This window comes from Streptococcus sp. 2342 (assembly GCF_013276795.1).
In the GTDB taxonomy this organism is placed as follows: domain Bacteria; phylum Bacillota; class Bacilli; order Lactobacillales; family Streptococcaceae; genus Streptococcus.
Window position 1 is genome coordinate 59,794 of record NZ_VMLR01000006.1, and the last position, 15,546, is coordinate 75,339.

Consider the following 15,546-nt stretch of genomic DNA (forward strand, 5'->3'; position numbering starts at 1 on the left):
CATGCAACAGTATTTTGTCAAAGGCAGTGCTATCTCTCCTGTCACTATTGAGGACAAGGAAACCAGCAAGCACATGTTTCAGGTTATGCGCTTGAAAGAAGATGATGAGGTTACCTTGGTCTTTGAGGATGGCATCAAGCGCTTGGCACGTGTGCTTGATGTGGAAGCTCGTCAGTTTGAATTGGTAGAAGAACTAGATGACAATGTGGAACTGCCAGTCCAAGTGACCATTGCATCCGGCTTTCCCAAGGGGGACAAGCTAGAGTTCATCACTCAAAAAGTAACCGAACTGGGTGCTAGCCAGATTTGGGCCTTCCCTGCTGATTGGTCGGTCGCCAAATGGGATGGCAAGAAATTGGGTAAAAAGGTTGAAAAACTAGAAAAAATCGCCCTTGGAGCAGCAGAGCAAAGTAAGCGTAATATCGTTCCAAGTATCCAGCTTTTTGAGAAAAAAGCAGATTTTCTAGCCCAACTTGACCAGTTTGACTCTATCGTAGTGGCTTATGAAGAGTCGGCTAAAGAAGGAGAAGCTGCTGCGCTTTTACAAGCAGTTACTGGATTCGATAAGGGAGCCAAATTGCTCTTTATCTTTGGTCCAGAAGGTGGTCTCTCACCTGCAGAAATCGAAAGTTTTGAAGCTAAGGGAGCGGTTCTTGCAGGACTTGGCCCTCGTATCTTGCGAGCAGAAACAGCACCACTTTACGCCTTATCAGCCCTTAGTGTTTTATTAGAATTAGAGAAATAAGAGGAAGAAAATGGAACAAAAACACCGTTCAGAATTTCCAGAAAAGGAACTTTGGGACTTAACTGCCCTATACCAAGACCGTGAGGATTTCTTGCGTGCAATCGAGAAGGCTCGTGAAGACATCAACCAATTTAGCCGTGATTACAAGGGTAATCTTCATACTTTTGAGGATTTTGAAAAAGCCTTTGCGGAATTGGAACAAATCTACATTCAGATGAGCCATATTGGCAACTATGGCTTTATGCCGCAGACGACAGACTATAGCAATGACGAATTTGCCAATATTGCTCAAGCTGGGATGGAATTCGAAACAGATGCCAGTGTAGCCTTGACCTTCTTTGACGATGCCTTGGTGGAAGCTGATGAGGAAGTCTTGGACCGTTTGGGTGAATTACCTCATTTGACGGCAGCTATTCGTCAGGCAAAAATCAAAAAAGCCCACTATCTAGGGGCTGATGTGGAGAAAGCCTTGACCAATCTCGGTGAAGTTTTCTACAGTCCGCAGGATATCTATACGAAAATGCGAGCTGGAGATTTTGAAATGGCTGACTTTGAAGCTCATGGTAAGACTTATAAAAACAGCTTTGTGACCTATGAGAATTTCTACCAAAACCATGAGGATGCTGAGGTTCGTGAGAAATCTTTCCGTTCCTTCTCAGAAGGTCTTCGTAAGCACCAAAATACGGCTGCTACAGCCTATCTAGCTCAAGTCAAGTCTGAAAAAATCTTGGCTGATATGAAGGGCTACGACTCAGTCTTTGATTATCTTCTAGCTGAGCAGGAAGTGGATCGTGCCATGTTTGACCGCCAGATTGACCTCATTATGCAGGAATTTGCGCCAGTCGCTCAGAGATACCTCAAGCATGTTGCCAAGGTCAATGGTCTTGAAAAGATGAGCTTTGCAGACTGGAAATTGGACTTGGACAGCGCCCTGAATCCTGAAGTGACTATTGACGATGCCTATGATTTGGTCATGAAGTCAGTAGAACCTTTGGGGCAAGAATATTGTCAGGAAGTTGCTCGCTATCAAGAAGAGCGCTGGGTGGACTTTGCTGCTAACAGTGGCAAGGATTCCGGTGGTTATGCGGCGGACCCATATCGCGTACACCCTTATGTACTCATGAGCTGGACAGGCCGTTTGAGCGATGTTTATACCTTGATTCATGAAATCGGGCATTCTGGTCAATTCATCTTTTCAGACAATCACCAAAGCTATTTCAACGCTCACATGTCTACCTACTATGTTGAAGCGCCGTCAACTTTCAATGAATTGCTCCTCAGTGACTACTTGGAGCACCAGTCTGACGACCCACGTCAAAAACGCTTCGCTCTGGCTCATCGCTTGACAGACACCTACTTCCATAATTTCATCACCCACCTCTTGGAAGCATCCTTCCAGCGTAAGGTTTATACATTGATTGAAGAAGGGGAAACCTTTGGGGCAAGCAAACTTAACAGCATTATGAAGGAAGTTTTGACGGATTTCTGGGGAGATGCCATTGAAATCGATGATGATGCAACTCTGACTTGGATGCGCCAAGCTCACTACTACATGGGCTTGTATAGTTACACTTACTCTGCTGGTCTTGTCATCTCGACAGCTGGTTACCTTCATCTTAAAAACTCAGAAACTGGAGCTGAAGACTGGCTCAATCTCCTCAAATCAGGTGGTAGCAAGACACCACTGGAGTCAGCCATGATTATCGGTGCGGATATTTCAACAGACAAACCACTTCGTGATACCATCCAATTCTTGTCTGATACGGTTGATCAGATTATCGCCTACAGTGCCCAGTTGGGAGAGTAAATTAAAAGAGTCTGGGACAAAAGTTTAACCTTAAATATAAAAAGCGAACAAAACGAGTTATCTGACACTCAGAATTCTGTCTTGTTCGCTTTTTTTCTAATCTATCGATTTTAAAAATTTAGAATAAAGAATACCTAAAATCAAAATTTTTTGTACTGGCCTCTTAAATTATCCCCAAAAGCTATCTTCTTCAGCTTGATCTGAAGAGAAGAGCCAAACTTCTTTGATTTTTCCGTCTTCAATACGGAAGAGGTCAATCCCGTTCATATTGAGTTCAGTACCATCAGCACGTGTTCCAAGAAAAGTAACATTGGCTGCGATTAAATCCTTATTGTCAGAAACCCAATTTGTTATCACCTTAAAGGTTCCATTAGTTTTCTCAGCAAATGTAGCCAGGTGAGTTCCTAGCTTGTCCTTACCAACAACTGTACCAGATATACTATGAGTACCAGGTTGATGCCAGATAATATCGTCTGCCATCGTTTCAAAGACACCAGGAAAGTCACCAGCAATTAAAGCTTGGTTATAAGCATTGAAAATTTCTAAGTTTGTTGACATATCTATTCTCCATTTCTTTTTTATGATATAATTGTAACAGTTACAAACAAAAAAACAAGTAGACACTTTTTCGATAGCTAGTATCAAAAGTAGTACTTTTATTGATACTAAAAGATAAATTTTTTTTAAAAAATAGAAAGAAGATATTTTATGACAAATAAAGTGAGTGAGTATGGTATTTGTCCATTTGCGACAACGCAGAGGGTTTTAACGGGGAAATGGGCACTGGTAATCATTTATCAGTTGAGTACGGGTACCAAACGATTTAAAGAATTGCAGAGATTATTGCCTGGGATTACTCAAACTATTTTGACCCGTCATCTCCGTCAATTAGAAAAGGATAAGATTGTTCAACGAAAGGTCTATGCCGAAGTTCCACCACGAGTTGAGTACAGCTTAACCGAAATGGGGCAGGAATTCAGAGTTGTTTTAGATGCTGTCGAGAAATGGGGTCTAGATTATATCAAGTTGCTAGAAATGTAGAGGTATTGACCATGTATCAAGAGTTACTTAGAAAAATAGCAGAAGAAAAACCGAGCTATCGTCAAGAAGAACTCCAGTGGTTGCTTGATCACTTAGGGGATCCCAATCCAGAGATTCGTGATGAATTGGTTTTTACTAGTTTGGCTAGAGGGATTCAGGAAGAGCTATTTACACAGGAACAATTTCATTTCATTGCTGAGGCGGTTTTATCTGATGGAGGACTAGACAAAGAGATTGATAAGACAGGAACTTCAACGCTTGAACGTTCTTTTAGGGCACTTATTTATGCAAATCTCTTGTCTGCGGATGCCAACCCGCAATCAATTTTCTATCAGGGATTAAAAGCAGAAATTCGTAATGTTCTTTTAAATCAAGGCTTGCACTATCTTTCAAAAGAACAGGATACAACAGGTTTTTCAAGTCAGTATGGTTGGGTTCACGCTTTTGCACATGGATCCGATTTACTGACAGAGGTGGTTTGTCATCCAGACTTTCCTAAAAACAGAGTTCATGAAGTATTTGACATACTTAACCAACTATTTAAAAGAATTTCGATTCGTTTTACAGATGATGAGGATTGGCGTTTAGCGAGAGTGATCTATGAACCTATTTTACAAGGGAAGTTGGAGCAAGAGCAAGTAACCTCTTGGATAAAAACTGTTGATTTTTCGATAGAAGAAAGGGAAGATTTTTATAAATTTTCCAACTTCAGATCCTGTTTGTTGGAAGTCTATGTCCAACTTGATCAGAGAAATAGTTTACAAGATGACTTGAAACAAGCAATCCAGTCTTTTCAATACTAGAAATTAGCGAATAGTTCTATGATTTTCAAGAAAATTTCCAAACAATTTTCTTGAAACCCTTTCCTACTTTTGATAGACTAGTATCTAGTTTTTGAAAAAAGGAGAAAGAAAATGAAAAAATTTGTCGCTGAGTTAATCGGTACTTTCATGCTTGTGTTCGTCGGGACAGGAGCTGTTGTTTTTGGAAATGGTCTTGATGGCCTAGGTCACCTTGGAATCGCCTTTGCCTTTGGTTTAGCCATCGTGGTTGCAGCCTACTCAATCGGAACTATTTCAGGTGCTCACTTGAACCCAGCGGTTTCGATTGCTATGTTTATTAACAAACGTTTGTCATCTTCAGAGCTTGTAAACTATATCCTTGGACAAGTAGTTGGAGCTTTCTTAGCATCTGCTTCTGTCTTCTTCCTCTTGGCAAATTCAGGTATGTCAACTGCTAGTCTTGGTGAAAATGCCTTGGCAAACGGTGTCACTGTCTTTGGTGGTTTCTTGTTTGAAGTCATCGCAACTTTCTTGTTTGTCTTGGTTATCATGACCGTGACTTCAGAAAGCAAGGGAAATGGTGCGATTGCTGGTTTGGTAATTGGTTTGTCCTTGATGGCGATGATTCTTGTGGGGTTGAACATTACTGGACTTTCAGTAAACCCAGCTCGTAGCTTGGCACCAGCTGTCTTGGTAGGTGGCGCAGCCCTTCAACAAGTTTGGATTTTCATCCTTGCCCCAATCGTTGGTGGAGTTCTTGCAGCCCTTGTTGCTAAAAACTTCCTTGGAACAGAAGAATAATTGAAACTCAAAAAGCCTTGCTCCTCATCTTGAGGAACAGGGCTTTTTCGTATGATAATCTTCGAAAATCTCTTCAAACCACGTCAGATTCATTTACAACCTCAAAGCAGTGCTTTGAGCAAGCTGCGGCTAGCTTCCTAGTTTGCTTTTTGATTTTCATTGAGTATGAGTTTAACGGTTGTCAATCTTCTCTGGGTAGAGGTCGTGTTGGAAGAGGCGTTGTTCTGCCAAGCCTTCATATTTAGTTCCTGGCTTACCGTAGTTGTAGTAGGGATCAATTGAGATGCCACCGCGAGGAGTGAATTTTCCCCAGACTTCTAAATAGCGAGGGTCTAGCAAGTTGACCAAGTCTTTCCCGATGGTGTTAATGCAGTTTTCGTGAAAATCCCCGTGATTTCGATAACTAAAGAGGTAGAGTTTGAGGGATTTTGACTCAACACAGAGCTTGTCAGGGATGTAGGAAATATAGATAGTTGCAAAGTCTGGCTGAGCGGTAATAGGGCAAAGTGAGGTAAATTCAGGACAGTTGAATTTAATAAAATAGTCATTCTCCACATGACGATTGTCAAAGGATTCGAGAACTTCTGGTTGATACTCGAAAATGTAGTTGGTTTCTTTGTTGCCTAGTAGGCTTAGATTTTTCATTTCTTCTTGTTGTGACATGATTTTTTCTTTCTAATTTAAACACCACGTTGATTATCGTAGAGGAGGGTATGCAGTTGAGGAAGGACGCGGACATTGCCCCAGCTGTCGTCGGTAGCGACACGTTCCCAGAGTTCTTTGAGGCGGTCCAGTTGGTCTTGGACAATATTACCAGTAGCCTTGGGCTCAGGATTTCCTGCCGATAAGAAGAGGACATCTGGTTGGTAGCGTTCTTGAATCCCTTTGGCAAAGTCTAAATCTGCATCATCAAAGACAGGAATTTTAAAGGCAACCTTATCTGGATCCAGTTGGGAAACGATAAAGTCCAAGGTCTCAAAGTTGACTTCCATCTTGGATGAAGGAGGTTTGGGACTCAGAGTGACTTGGTCGATGTCTTTTAACCAATTTTGCCAGCGAGAGCCTTGGGTCTCAACGGCAAGAGTGACACCACGTTCCTTGAGCTTGGTGACCAGTTCAGCCATGTTGGCTGCTAGGATAGCAGGATTTCCCCCAGATAGGGTGACGTAGTCGTAGCTTCCCAATTTATCCAATGCAGCAATGACCTCGTCAGCTGTCATGCGAGTTGGCTTTTCAGAGCCATCCCAAGTAAAGGCAGAATCGCACCAATCGCAGTGGTAGTCGCAACCAGCAGTGCGGACAAACATGGTTTTCTGCCCGATAGCACGGCCTTCGCCTTGAAAGGTTGGGCCAAAAATTTCCAAAACTGGTAGTTTGAGGACACGTTCCCTAGTCATCTAACCACTCCCGTCTAAACTCCGCAAAGGAAGTCGGAGTCTCATAGAGGCGAACGTATTCCAAACGGAGACTGCGCTCGTCTGGCAACTCTTGGTTCATGGTTTGGAAAATCCAGTAAACCATATTTTCAGCAGTTGTGTTCATATAGGGAAGAGTTTCATTGAGATAGCGATGATCCAAGTGGGGCTCTAAGTAGTTCTTGTAGATCGCTTTGATATCTCCAAAATCGTAGGTCATGCCACGTTCATCTAAAAATCCACTGACAGCAATCTGCAAATGATAGGTGTGGCCATGCAGGGACTTACATTTTCCCTCATAGTGAAAGAGGTGGTGGGCAGCATCGAAGGTAAACTCTTTTGATACCAAGGTTCTGTGAGGATTGTAGACCAGAGACTCCCCAGTTTCCTGTTTGATTTCTTTGGGTGCAAAAAACATTAGTCCTCTCCTTTCTGTGAGAGATAAACATCTAGGCCATGTTGACGTAGGTGGCAGGCTGGGCAATCTCCACAGCCACTTCCAATAATCCCCTTGTAGCAGGTCAAAGTCTTTTCACGAACATAGTCAAAGGCACCGAGTTGGTCAGCTAACTCCCAAGTTTCAGCCTTGTCTAGCCACATGAGAGGTGTTTGGATAACAAAGTCGTAATCCATGGCAAGGTTGAGGGTAACATTGAGGGATTTGACAAAGACATCTCGACAATCAGGGTAGCCTGAAAAATCTGTCTCGCAGACACCTGTCACGATGTCTGTAATTCCACGTTGCTTGGCAAGGACTGCCGCAAAGGATAGAAAGAGGTGGTTTCGACCGTCAACGAAGGTATTGGGAACTTCTCCCTCTTTTTGCTCAATCTCCATATCAGAGGTCAGCGCATTTTCAGTGATTTGCCCCAGCAGAGACATATCTAGGATGTGATGACGAATCCCCTGTTCCTTGGCGATTTCTCTAGCAACTTGAATTTCGAGATGATGACGTTGGCCGTAGGCAAAGGTAACGGCTTCGACTGTTTCATAGTGTTCTTTAGCCCAAAAGAGGCAGGTTGTAGAATCTTGACCGCCACTAAAGACGACCAAGGCTGATTGACGTTTCATAGTACTCCTTCCAAAATGGGAAATGTTCAGAGCACGCAAAAAGCTCCCATGAGGGAGCTAAAAAATACCAAGTCAAGGTTTTTTTTAGCGATGGCGTGTCCCAAACATCGTAATATTCTATCTACAGTCTAGCATATTTTTTGAAAAATGGCAAAGGGCAAGAAAAAAGAGACCAAAGAAAGTACTTGGTCTCTCGTTTGATTAGCTCAATTCAGCAACGATGGCCTTGATTTGTTCTGCTGTGTGAACACCAGCAACTTGTTTCACTACTTGGCCGTCTTTTTTGAAGAGAAGAGTTGGGATAGACATGATTCCAAAAGCACGAGCTGTGTTTGGATTTTCATCAACGTCCATTTTAACGATTTTCAAAACATCTTCTGAAAGTTCTTCAGACAATTTGTCCAAGATTGGACCTTGCATACGACATGGACCACACCAAGTTGCCCAGAAGTCTACCAAGACCAAACCGTCTTTTGTTTCTTGCTCGAATGTTGCATCTGTAATTGCTTTTGCCATTGTATTTCTCCTTTTTTTAGTTATATTGGCTTAAATCTTGTTTCTTGAGATAGAAGAAGACATCTCCATAAGTCCCATGGTAGTCCAAATCATGACCATTGTAGGTTAATTTTTGGACAGGGTAGTAGTCTGCGACGCCGATAAGGCAAGCTTGTTGCGAACGATCAAAGTCTTCATAAGACTCGAAAGTCACAGTTCTTTCGTTCTTGCTGGCATCTAGATAGGTAATTTCAATCATGTTTAAAACTCCTTTGTTTAATGATGACTTTATTTTACTCCTTATAAAAGAGAATGTCAAGAAAAATGATTGCGCACGCAACTTTTTTTCAAAATCATCTTAAATCAAGAAATCCAAACCAGTTTCCAAGCTTTTTTCGACAGCCTTTTGTAGAGAAGCCAGTGTCTTTTGTCCATCACTTGTCAGGCAGATAAAGCTAGAGCGTCGATCTTGATGGCAACACATACGACTGAGCAGACCGCAATTTTTAGCTTCCAAGCGAGCCACCATCCGAGAAACAGCGCTCGGGCTCAGATGAAGCTTATCTGGCAGGTCAATCTGGCGTAGAGATTTTTCTTCAGCCAAGTCCAGATAGTAGAGTAGGTAGAACTCTTTCAAGGTCAGACTTTGCTCGCTCTGCTGGGCAATGGTCTCTTCCAAGCGAGTCTCGATTTCTTTCTGACGCCGATTGAAGTCAAACCATTTTTCCAAATAGGTCATAGTATCTCCTTTCTTTTTAGAGTTGTAAATAGAGGAAAGTCCATTCACGGACAGTCTCTGCATCACAAGATGATTGCGCATGCAATAATTATACTACTTTTCGCATGCAATAATTATACTACTTTTCAAGGATACTGGCAAGAAGGACGCTGGAATATTTTATCCTAAATTACACTGTTTTCACAAGTCAAGAATTGTTTGTATCCCCTTTCCTCTCTAATTTTTAATGACTCTTGTGCATTTCCTTGAAATTTTCTGAAAAAAGAGTAAACTGGTATGCAAGAAGTCTATTTCGTGGAGTTTAGGATGAAATTATATGTTCAATTAATGATTCTCTTTGTGATTTCTCTAATCGGAGAGGGGATTTCCAGTTTCTTTCATTTGCCTATCCCAGGCAGTATTATCGGTTTGATTATTCTCTTTCTAGCCCTACAATTCAAGTGGCTGAGAACCAGACATGTCAACATGGTGGGGAATTTCTTGCTGGCCAATATGACCATTCTCTTTTTGCCGCCAGCAGTGGGAATCATGGAAAAGTTTGATGTGATTGCTCCCTATCTTTTGCCCATTGTTTTGATTGTCTTTTTTGCAGCTGTTATCAATATTATCCTCATTGCTTTGGTGGTTCAGTTTATCAAGAGACGGTTTGAGGGAGATTATGAGAAAGGAGATGCCAAATGAGTGAATTTGTTTCCAATCCCCTGTTTGGGCTTGCCCTGTCAATCCTAGCTTATCTAGTGGGAATGCTGATTTACAGACGTTTTCCCCATCCATTGACAACGCCCTTGCTTTTGTCAGCTGTTTTCATTATCATCTTTCTAAAAGTGACGGGTATTTCTTACCAAGATTACTACCAAGGTGGGGTTTATCTGAACAACTTGATTGTTCCGTCGACCGTGGCTCTGGGGATTCCGCTTTATAAGAGTTTTCATCTGATGAAGCACCATGCTCGCAGTATTCTCTTTGGTAGTCTGTTAGCGGTAGTGGTCAATACCTCTTTCACAGCACTTGTGGCGAAAATTTTTGGCATGGACTTTTTCCTAGCCATTTCTCTCTTTCCCAAGTCAGTAACAACTGCTATGGCAGTGGGAATCACAGAAAAATTGCAAGGTCTGACGACTGTGACCTTGGTGGTTGTAGTGGCGACTGGAATTTTAACCAGTGTCATCGGCCCAACCCTTTTGAAGTGGTTGAAAATTGACGACCCAGTAGCTGTTGGTCTTTCCCTTGGAGGAACAGGCCACGCAGTCGGAACAGGCACAGCCTTCCGATACGGCTCTGTAGCAGGAGCCATGGGTGGTTTGGCTATCGGTGTCACCGGTATTCTCTATGTCTTTGTCAGCCCTATTGTAGCCGGTTTGATATTGAGTTAAATCAAAACCCAGCTTTTTAGCTGGGCATTTTTTATTGCAAATTAACCTTATTTCTCAAAATATAGTAGGTTCCGAGGTAAAAGATAGCTATGAAAATGAGTTCTTCAACAATACTTATACTTGCTCCCATATAGAAATGGTCATTGAGTCCTACAAGTGAATTGACATAGAAATTAGAACTAAGATTGAAGAAAAGTTCAATAAATCCAATGACGATTTGGATACCAATGTAGGCTGCAACAGCGAGTGCTGTACGGTATTCATTGAAAAGCTGTCCAATGGAAATAGCCAAGTAGATGCAGAGTATACTGGAAATGGTATTTAGTAGGAAGGATATACCTGTAAGAAAGATCTGAGGGAGATGTGTTTCTACAAATGTAATCACATAAGAAAGAGGGATCCATTCTGAAGCCGTTATGGTCACAATAATAACAGCACTTAGAGCTAGGACAGCAGTGCTAATCAACGACCAGATAAAGGCACCGATTAGTTTGGTTGTGATGATATGGTGTTCAGAAACTGGCAAGGTCAAAGTCAGATAGCCTTGTCGGTCATAGACACTACCTTTAAAGCGTTTAATGATTAAGAAAAGAGTTGAAATCCCAAGTGTAATCATCAAGCCACCAAAGACGAGGGCTAGAAAAAGTAGCATAGTAGGTTGACTTTCTTTGACAGGTAGATTGTTATAGGTCTGTGCTTGTATCCCGATAAGGGTAGAAAGGACTAGCACGGCAGCGTAGAGGGCTAAATACCACTTGTTAACATTTTTAAATTCATAGCGAACTAAATTCCAAAACATAAATAATCTCCTTTGTTTAGGCCTTAAATTCCTGACGGAAGAGTTGATCAATGGATTCACCTGACTCATAGCGAATATCGTCTACATTGCCTTGACGAACGACTTTTCCGTCTTTGAGGAAGACAATTTCATCCAAGATTGGCTCGATATCTGAAATCAAGTGGGTAGAAATCAAAACGGTAGAAGTTGGTGAGTAGTTGTTGATAATGGTATTGAGGATATAATCACGGGCTGCTGGATCCACCCCACCAATGGGTTCGTCTAAAACGTAGAGACGGGCATCACGGCTCATAACCAAAATCAATTGGACTTTTTCCTTGTTTCCTTTTGATAGTTTCTTGAGACGACTATTTTCATCAATACCTAGGTCTGCAAGTAGATGATGGGCGCGTTCAAGATTGAAATCTTTATAGAAGGTCTTGAAGTAGGTTAGGGCTTCTTTGACCTTCATTTGTTCATTAAGATAGGTTGTATCCGGCAAATAAGCTACGATGGCCTTGGTTGCTGGGCTTGGGTCCATGTCGTTGATGAGGACACGTCCTTGATCTGGTTGTAAGAGGCCATTGATTAGTTTAATCAGGGTTGTTTTCCCTGAGCCGTTTGGACCAAGGAGACCAACAATTTTTCCAGCTGGGATGTCAAGGGAAACATTTTCAAGGGCTGGGGTTGCTCCATAAGATTTGGATACATTTTCAAATGCTAGTAATGACATAGGCTTAAACTCCTTTAATATAATCGCCGACTACGCCTGGTAGTTCTTCTTTTTCATAGCCAAAATGGGTCATGGAGGAAACGAAGTGTTCCAATTCTTCTTCTGATAATTGTTTGCGCGATTGGGCGATTAGCTCCTTATCCTCAGTTACAAATCGTCCAGTTGTGCGCTTGCTGTAGACAAATCCTTCTCGTTCAAGGTCTGACAAGGCTCTTTGGATGGTGTTGGGATTGACACCAGCCTCGCTCGCCAGCTCCCTCACGGTTGGAAGTTGTTGATTGGGTTCCAGTGTATGGGAAACAATCTGAAGCTTGATTTTCTCCATAATCTGTAAATAGATGGGTTTTTTGTTGTCAAATGTCCAGGACATCTTGGTCTCCTTTCTTTTATCCTTTTGTCTTAATTAAATAATACAACAAAACAAAAAACTTGTCAAGCAAAAAGAAGAATTGTTTTGGGAATCGTTTAAAAAATGGTATAATGAAAAGAAAACGATAAGGAGGGAAAGGATGCGTTGTCCAAAATGTGGGGCTACCAAGTCAAGTGTTATCGATAGTCGCCAAGCAGAAGAAGGGAACACCATTCGTAGAAGACGTGAGTGCGATGAATGCCAACACCGTTTTACAACCTACGAACGAGTAGAAGAAAGAACCTTAGTGGTTGTTAAAAAAGATGGCACACGGGAACAATTCTCCAGAGATAAAATCTTTAATGGAATTATCCGCTCAGCTCAGAAACGTCCTGTGTCAAGTGATGAAATAAACATGGTAGTCAATCGTATCGAACAGAAACTCCGTGGTCGAAATGAAAATGAAATTCAAAGTGAGGACATTGGTTCACTCGTCATGGAGGAGTTGGCTGAGTTGGATGAGATTACCTATGTTCGTTTTGCCAGTGTCTATCGTAGTTTTAAGGATGTTAGTGAGTTAGAGAGCTTGCTCCAACAAATTACCCAGTCCTCTAAAAAGAAAAAGGAAAGATAAATGAAGCCAATTGACCGTTTTTCTTATCTAAAGAATAATCGGGTGTCGCAAGATACCTCATCTCTGGTACAGTGCTACCTCCCGATTATCGGTCAGGAGGCACTGAGCCTTTATCTTTATACGATTAGTTTTTGGGATAATGGCAGAAAGGAATATCTTTTTTCAAGCATTCTTAACCATCTCAACTTTGGGATGGATAGACTGATAAAATCCCTGAAAATCCTATCTGCTTTTAATCTCTTGACCCTCTATCAAAAGGGGGATGTTTATCAGCTAGCCCTCCATGCTCCTCTTTCAAGTCAGGATTTCTTGGAACATCCTGTTTATCGCAGACTTTTGGAGAAGAAGATTGGTGATGCAGCTGTGGAGGATTTGAAAGTTGAGAGCACTGAGGGAGAAGAAATACCTGTCTCACTCAATCAAGTCTTTCCAGATTTGGCAGAGCTGGGAAGTCAAGAAGACCTTGGTCTCAAGAAGAAAGTGGCCAACGATTTTGACTTGGACCATTTTCGTCAGCTTATGGCTCGAGATGGACTTCGCTTTGCGGATGAGCAGTCCGATGTCTTAAACCTTTTTGCCATTGCCGAGGAGAAGAAATGGACTTGGTTTGAAACCTATCAATTGGCTAAGTCAACAGCTGTTTCCCGGGTTATTTCAACCAAACGCATGCGGGAAAAAATCGCTCAAAAACCGATTTCCTCTGACTTTAGTCCTAAGGAAGCGACCATTATCAAGGAAGCCAAAAGTAAAACGGCCTTGCAGTTCTTGGCAGAAATCAAGCAAACACGCAAGGGAACTATTACCCAAACAGAAAGAGAACTCTTGCAACAGATGGCTGGCTTGGGCTTGCTGGACGAAGTCATCAATATCATTCTCTTATTGACCTTTAATAAGGTGGATTCGGCAAATATCAATGAGAAATATGCCATGAAGGTAGCCAATGATTACGCCTATCAAAAGATTCATTCAGCAGAAGAGGCAGTATTGCGCATCCGTGAGAGAGGGCAGAAGAATCAGGCTCAAAAAAGCAGTAACTCTAGTCCTACCAAGTCCAATGTACCCAAGTGGAGCAATCCAGATTATAAGAATGAAACCAGCGAGGAAACTCGTCTGGAACTAGAACGTAAGAAACAAGAACTATTAGCTCGATTAGAAAAAGGAGGAGATTAGATGGAAAGTGTCGGAGACGTACTCAAACGTCAACCTAGCCGTTTTCATTATCAAGATTTGGTCCAGAAAATCATGAAGGATCCTGATGTTGCGGCCTTTATCCAGCAAGAATCCCTCAGCCCAGAGGAATTGAATCGCAGTATCTCCAAGTTTAATCAGTACATCACCGAGCGTGATAAGTTTCTTCGTGGTGATACGGATTATATCGCCAAAGGCTACAAGCCTATTTTGGTTATGAATCATGGCTATGCGGATGTTTCTTATGAAGAAACTCCTGAACTAATCGCGGCGGAAAAAGAAGCGGCTATTAAGAACCGTCTCAAGTTAATCAATCTGCCAGCCAGTCTCAGGAAAGCTAGTTTGGCTCAAGTAGACTTGGATGATTTGGGTCGCTTGCCAGTTTTTGAAAAGCTATTAGCCTTCGTGGAACAATATCCAACTATTCGAAAAGGTCTTTACTTATATGGAGACTTTGGTGTGGGTAAAAGTTTCATGGTGGCTGCCCTAGCCCATGATTTATCAGAAAAACGTGGTGTTTCATCCACTCTTCTCCACTATCCTAGCTTTGTCATAGATGTCAAAAATGCTATCGGTGATGGCAATGTCAAAACCTTGGTGGATGAGCTTAAGCTTTCTGAAGTCCTGATTTTAGATGATATTGGTGCCGAGCAATCAACAGCTTGGGTGCGTGACGAAATCCTGCAGGTCATTCTCCAATATCGGATGCAGGAAAATTTACCGACCTTTTTCACATCCAACTTCAACTTTGAAGATTTGGAGTTGCATTTCGCTAAAGGGAAGCAAGGAAATGACGAAACCTGGGAAGCCAGACGAGTCATGGAACGCATCCGTTATTTGGCTGAGGAGACTCGTTTAGAAGGAGTAAACCGTCGATGACAGAAACGATTAAACTGATGAAAGCTCATAAGTCTGTTCGAAGATTTAAGGAGCAAGCCCTTCCTCAGGAAGACTTGACTGAAATCCTGACAGCAGCCCAAATGGCCTCGTCTTGGAAGAATTTTCAATCCTACTCTGTGATTGTAGTACGAGGTCAAGAAAAGAAGGATGCCTTGTATGAATTGGTGCCTCAAGAAGCCATTCGCCAGTCAGCTGTTTTCCTTCTCTTTGTCGGAGATTTGAACCGAGCGGAAAAGGGAGCCCAGCTTCATACTGATACTTTCCAACCCCAAGGTGTAGAAGGTCTCTTGATTAGTTCGGTCGATGCGGCTCTTGCTGGTCAAAATGCCCTGCTGGCAGCTGAAAGCTTGGGCTATGGTGGTGTGATTATCGGTTTGGTTCGATACAAGTCAGAAGAAGTAGCAGAACTCTTTAATTTGCCTGACTACACCTATCCTGTCTTTGGGATGGCACTAGGAATTCCAAATGAAGAACATGAAGTCAAACCTCGCTTGCCATTGAATCAAGTGGTGTTTGAGGAAGAATACCGAGAACAGTCAACTGATGCAATCCAAGCTTATGACCGTGTACAGGCTGACTATGCTGGGGCGCGTGCAACCACAAGCTGGAGTCAGCGCCTAGCAGAACAGTTTGGCCAAGCTGAACCAAGCTCAACTAGAAAAAATCTTGAACAGAAGAACTTATTGTAGAAAGTG

22 protein-coding genes are annotated in these 15,546 nt (G+C 42.2%); 11 read left to right on the top strand and 11 right to left on the bottom strand.

Annotated features, from left to right (window positions below; all coding sequences use genetic code 11):
• The first annotated feature begins 1 nt into the window (after window position 1).
• On the top strand, window positions 2–745 hold the full coding sequence (locus tag HT689_RS07755; RefSeq protein WP_173225606.1) for a 16S rRNA (uracil(1498)-N(3))-methyltransferase: 744 nt from the start codon (window positions 2–4) through the stop codon (window positions 743–745).
• A 10-nt stretch (window positions 746–755) separates the two neighbouring features.
• Window positions 756–2,552 (top strand): oligoendopeptidase F, encoded by a 1,797-nt coding sequence (gene pepF, locus HT689_RS07760; protein ID WP_173251529.1) that lies wholly within the window; start codon window positions 756–758, stop codon window positions 2,550–2,552.
• A gap of 168 nt (window positions 2,553–2,720) precedes the next feature.
• Here the strand turns inward: pepF and HT689_RS07765 are convergent, their stop codons facing one another.
• The gene (locus tag HT689_RS07765) at window positions 2,721–3,110 is read right to left on the bottom strand and encodes a nuclear transport factor 2 family protein (protein WP_000106197.1); all 390 of its coding nucleotides are present in this window, start codon (window positions 3,108–3,110) and stop codon (window positions 2,721–2,723) included.
• 150 nt (window positions 3,111–3,260) lie between these two features.
• Between HT689_RS07765 and HT689_RS07770 the strand changes: the two genes are divergently transcribed.
• The 3 genes from HT689_RS07770 (at window position 3,261) to HT689_RS07780 (ending at window position 5,176) form a co-directional block, all read left to right on the top strand.
• Entirely contained in the window at window positions 3,261–3,593 is a 333-nt protein-coding gene (locus HT689_RS07770) for a helix-turn-helix domain-containing protein (protein ID WP_000182730.1), read from the top strand.
• A gap of 11 nt (window positions 3,594–3,604) precedes the next feature.
• Window positions 3,605–4,396, top strand: coding sequence for a DUF2785 domain-containing protein (locus HT689_RS07775; protein WP_173251551.1), 792 nt, complete (start codon window positions 3,605–3,607; stop codon window positions 4,394–4,396).
• Window positions 4,397–4,507: 111 nt separating this feature from the next.
• Window positions 4,508–5,176 (top strand): MIP/aquaporin family protein, encoded by a 669-nt coding sequence (locus tag HT689_RS07780; protein WP_173225613.1) that lies wholly within the window; start codon window positions 4,508–4,510, stop codon window positions 5,174–5,176.
• 171 nt (window positions 5,177–5,347) lie between these two features.
• On the opposite strand, the gene queF is transcribed toward HT689_RS07780, so the two are convergent.
• The 7 genes from queF to HT689_RS07815 form a co-directional block, all read right to left on the bottom strand.
• Entirely contained in the window at window positions 5,348–5,839 is a 492-nt protein-coding gene (gene queF / locus HT689_RS07785) for a preQ(1) synthase (protein WP_000082587.1), read from the bottom strand.
• A 17-nt stretch (window positions 5,840–5,856) separates the two neighbouring features.
• Window positions 5,857–6,573 carry a 7-carboxy-7-deazaguanine synthase QueE gene (gene queE / locus HT689_RS07790; protein WP_173225615.1) on the bottom strand — a complete coding sequence of 239 codons (717 nt, stop codon included), beginning with the start codon at window positions 6,571–6,573 and terminating at the stop codon, window positions 5,857–5,859.
• Window positions 6,566–7,009 (bottom strand): 6-carboxytetrahydropterin synthase QueD, encoded by a 444-nt coding sequence (gene queD, locus HT689_RS07795; RefSeq protein ID WP_173225618.1) that lies wholly within the window; start codon window positions 7,007–7,009, stop codon window positions 6,566–6,568. Before queD ends, queE begins: the two co-directional genes overlap by 8 nt.
• A complete protein-coding gene (gene queC, locus HT689_RS07800; protein ID WP_173225621.1) occupies window positions 7,009–7,662 on the bottom strand; it encodes a 7-cyano-7-deazaguanine synthase QueC in 654 nt (217 codons plus the stop codon). Before queC ends, queD begins: the two co-directional genes overlap by 1 nt.
• A 201-nt stretch (window positions 7,663–7,863) precedes the next feature.
• Window positions 7,864–8,178: a thioredoxin gene (gene trxA, locus HT689_RS07805; RefSeq protein ID WP_001029581.1), complete on the bottom strand. Its 315-nt coding sequence runs from the start codon at window positions 8,176–8,178 to the stop codon at window positions 7,864–7,866.
• A gap of 16 nt (window positions 8,179–8,194) precedes the next feature.
• A complete protein-coding gene (locus HT689_RS07810; protein WP_138702992.1) occupies window positions 8,195–8,416 on the bottom strand; it encodes a DUF4649 family protein in 222 nt (73 codons plus the stop codon).
• Window positions 8,417–8,515: 99 nt separating this feature from the next.
• The gene (locus HT689_RS07815; RefSeq protein WP_173225624.1) at window positions 8,516–8,896 is read right to left on the bottom strand and encodes a MarR family transcriptional regulator; all 381 of its coding nucleotides are present in this window, start codon (window positions 8,894–8,896) and stop codon (window positions 8,516–8,518) included.
• Window positions 8,897–9,202: 306 nt separating this feature from the next.
• Between HT689_RS07815 and HT689_RS07820 the strand changes: the two genes are divergently transcribed.
• Both HT689_RS07820 and HT689_RS07825 read left to right on the top strand, forming a co-directional pair.
• Entirely contained in the window at window positions 9,203–9,577 is a 375-nt protein-coding gene (locus HT689_RS07820; RefSeq protein ID WP_000781325.1) for a CidA/LrgA family protein, read from the top strand.
• Window positions 9,574–10,269 (top strand): LrgB family protein, encoded by a 696-nt coding sequence (locus HT689_RS07825; protein WP_173225627.1) that lies wholly within the window; start codon window positions 9,574–9,576, stop codon window positions 10,267–10,269. Before HT689_RS07820 ends, HT689_RS07825 begins: the two co-directional genes overlap by 4 nt.
• Window positions 10,270–10,300: 31 nt before the next feature.
• On the opposite strand, the gene HT689_RS07830 is transcribed toward HT689_RS07825, so the two are convergent.
• The 3 genes from HT689_RS07830 to HT689_RS07840 are packed head-to-tail and all read right to left on the bottom strand — an operon-like array spanning window position 10,301 to window position 12,150.
• A complete protein-coding gene (locus HT689_RS07830) occupies window positions 10,301–11,068 on the bottom strand; it encodes a hypothetical protein (protein ID WP_173251531.1) in 768 nt (255 codons plus the stop codon).
• A gap of 16 nt (window positions 11,069–11,084) precedes the next feature.
• A complete protein-coding gene (locus HT689_RS07835) occupies window positions 11,085–11,780 on the bottom strand; it encodes an ABC transporter ATP-binding protein (protein WP_004256110.1) in 696 nt (231 codons plus the stop codon).
• Window positions 11,781–11,784: 4 nt separating this feature from the next.
• Complete coding sequence (locus tag HT689_RS07840) at window positions 11,785–12,150, bottom strand: GntR family transcriptional regulator (RefSeq protein WP_000119149.1); 366 nt, start codon at window positions 12,148–12,150, stop codon at window positions 11,785–11,787.
• A 139-nt stretch (window positions 12,151–12,289) separates the two neighbouring features.
• On the opposite strand from HT689_RS07840, the gene nrdR reads away from it, so the two are divergent.
• Genes nrdR through HT689_RS07860 form a run of 4 tightly spaced genes read left to right on the top strand, consistent with a single transcriptional unit; the run spans window position 12,290 to window position 15,540 of the window.
• Window positions 12,290–12,763, top strand: coding sequence for a transcriptional regulator NrdR (gene nrdR, locus HT689_RS07845; protein WP_001203672.1), 474 nt, complete (start codon window positions 12,290–12,292; stop codon window positions 12,761–12,763).
• Window positions 12,764–13,933: a replication initiation and membrane attachment family protein gene (locus HT689_RS07850; protein ID WP_173251533.1), complete on the top strand. Its 1,170-nt coding sequence runs from the start codon at window positions 12,764–12,766 to the stop codon at window positions 13,931–13,933. It begins immediately after the preceding gene.
• Window positions 13,934–14,830, top strand: coding sequence for a primosomal protein DnaI (dnaI, locus tag HT689_RS07855; RefSeq protein ID WP_173225636.1), 897 nt, complete (start codon window positions 13,934–13,936; stop codon window positions 14,828–14,830).
• Window positions 14,827–15,540 (top strand): NADPH-dependent oxidoreductase, encoded by a 714-nt coding sequence (locus HT689_RS07860; protein WP_173225639.1) that lies wholly within the window; start codon window positions 14,827–14,829, stop codon window positions 15,538–15,540. Before dnaI ends, HT689_RS07860 begins: the two co-directional genes overlap by 4 nt.
• Window positions 15,541–15,546: the final 6 nt, after the last annotated feature.

What these genes read in the sequence shown, in the direction of transcription:
- queF (WP_000082587.1), bottom strand. Translation starts at nt 5,839, where the DNA reads ATGTCACAACAAGAAGAAATGAAAAATCTAAGCCTACTAGGCAACAAA.
- queC (WP_173225621.1), bottom strand. Translation starts at nt 7,662, where the DNA reads ATGAAACGTCAATCAGCCTTGGTCGTCTTTAGTGGCGGTCAAGATTCT.
- HT689_RS07840 (WP_000119149.1), bottom strand. Translation starts at nt 12,150, where the DNA reads ATGTCCTGGACATTTGACAACAAAAAACCCATCTATTTACAGATTATG.
- HT689_RS07815 (WP_173225624.1), bottom strand. Translation starts at nt 8,896, where the DNA reads ATGACCTATTTGGAAAAATGGTTTGACTTCAATCGGCGTCAGAAAGAA.
- HT689_RS07770 (WP_000182730.1), top strand. Translation starts at nt 3,261, where the DNA reads ATGACAAATAAAGTGAGTGAGTATGGTATTTGTCCATTTGCGACAACG.
- queD (WP_173225618.1), bottom strand. Translation starts at nt 7,009, where the DNA reads ATGTTTTTTGCACCCAAAGAAATCAAACAGGAAACTGGGGAGTCTCTG.
- HT689_RS07835 (WP_004256110.1), bottom strand. Translation starts at nt 11,780, where the DNA reads ATGTCATTACTAGCATTTGAAAATGTATCCAAATCTTATGGAGCAACC.
- HT689_RS07820 (WP_000781325.1), top strand. Translation starts at nt 9,203, where the DNA reads ATGAAATTATATGTTCAATTAATGATTCTCTTTGTGATTTCTCTAATC.
- trxA (WP_001029581.1), bottom strand. Translation starts at nt 8,178, where the DNA reads ATGGCAAAAGCAATTACAGATGCAACATTCGAGCAAGAAACAAAAGAC.
- pepF (WP_173251529.1), top strand. Translation starts at nt 756, where the DNA reads ATGGAACAAAAACACCGTTCAGAATTTCCAGAAAAGGAACTTTGGGAC.
- HT689_RS07860 (WP_173225639.1), top strand. Translation starts at nt 14,827, where the DNA reads ATGACAGAAACGATTAAACTGATGAAAGCTCATAAGTCTGTTCGAAGA.
- HT689_RS07810 (WP_138702992.1), bottom strand. Translation starts at nt 8,416, where the DNA reads ATGATTGAAATTACCTATCTAGATGCCAGCAAGAACGAAAGAACTGTG.
- HT689_RS07850 (WP_173251533.1), top strand. Translation starts at nt 12,764, where the DNA reads ATGAAGCCAATTGACCGTTTTTCTTATCTAAAGAATAATCGGGTGTCG.
- HT689_RS07755 (WP_173225606.1), top strand. Translation starts at nt 2, where the DNA reads ATGCAACAGTATTTTGTCAAAGGCAGTGCTATCTCTCCTGTCACTATT.
- HT689_RS07830 (WP_173251531.1), bottom strand. Translation starts at nt 11,068, where the DNA reads ATGTTTTGGAATTTAGTTCGCTATGAATTTAAAAATGTTAACAAGTGG.
- nrdR (WP_001203672.1), top strand. Translation starts at nt 12,290, where the DNA reads ATGCGTTGTCCAAAATGTGGGGCTACCAAGTCAAGTGTTATCGATAGT.
- dnaI (WP_173225636.1), top strand. Translation starts at nt 13,934, where the DNA reads ATGGAAAGTGTCGGAGACGTACTCAAACGTCAACCTAGCCGTTTTCAT.
- HT689_RS07775 (WP_173251551.1), top strand. Translation starts at nt 3,605, where the DNA reads ATGTATCAAGAGTTACTTAGAAAAATAGCAGAAGAAAAACCGAGCTAT.
- HT689_RS07780 (WP_173225613.1), top strand. Translation starts at nt 4,508, where the DNA reads ATGAAAAAATTTGTCGCTGAGTTAATCGGTACTTTCATGCTTGTGTTC.
- queE (WP_173225615.1), bottom strand. Translation starts at nt 6,573, where the DNA reads ATGACTAGGGAACGTGTCCTCAAACTACCAGTTTTGGAAATTTTTGGC.
- HT689_RS07825 (WP_173225627.1), top strand. Translation starts at nt 9,574, where the DNA reads ATGAGTGAATTTGTTTCCAATCCCCTGTTTGGGCTTGCCCTGTCAATC.
- HT689_RS07765 (WP_000106197.1), bottom strand. Translation starts at nt 3,110, where the DNA reads ATGTCAACAAACTTAGAAATTTTCAATGCTTATAACCAAGCTTTAATT.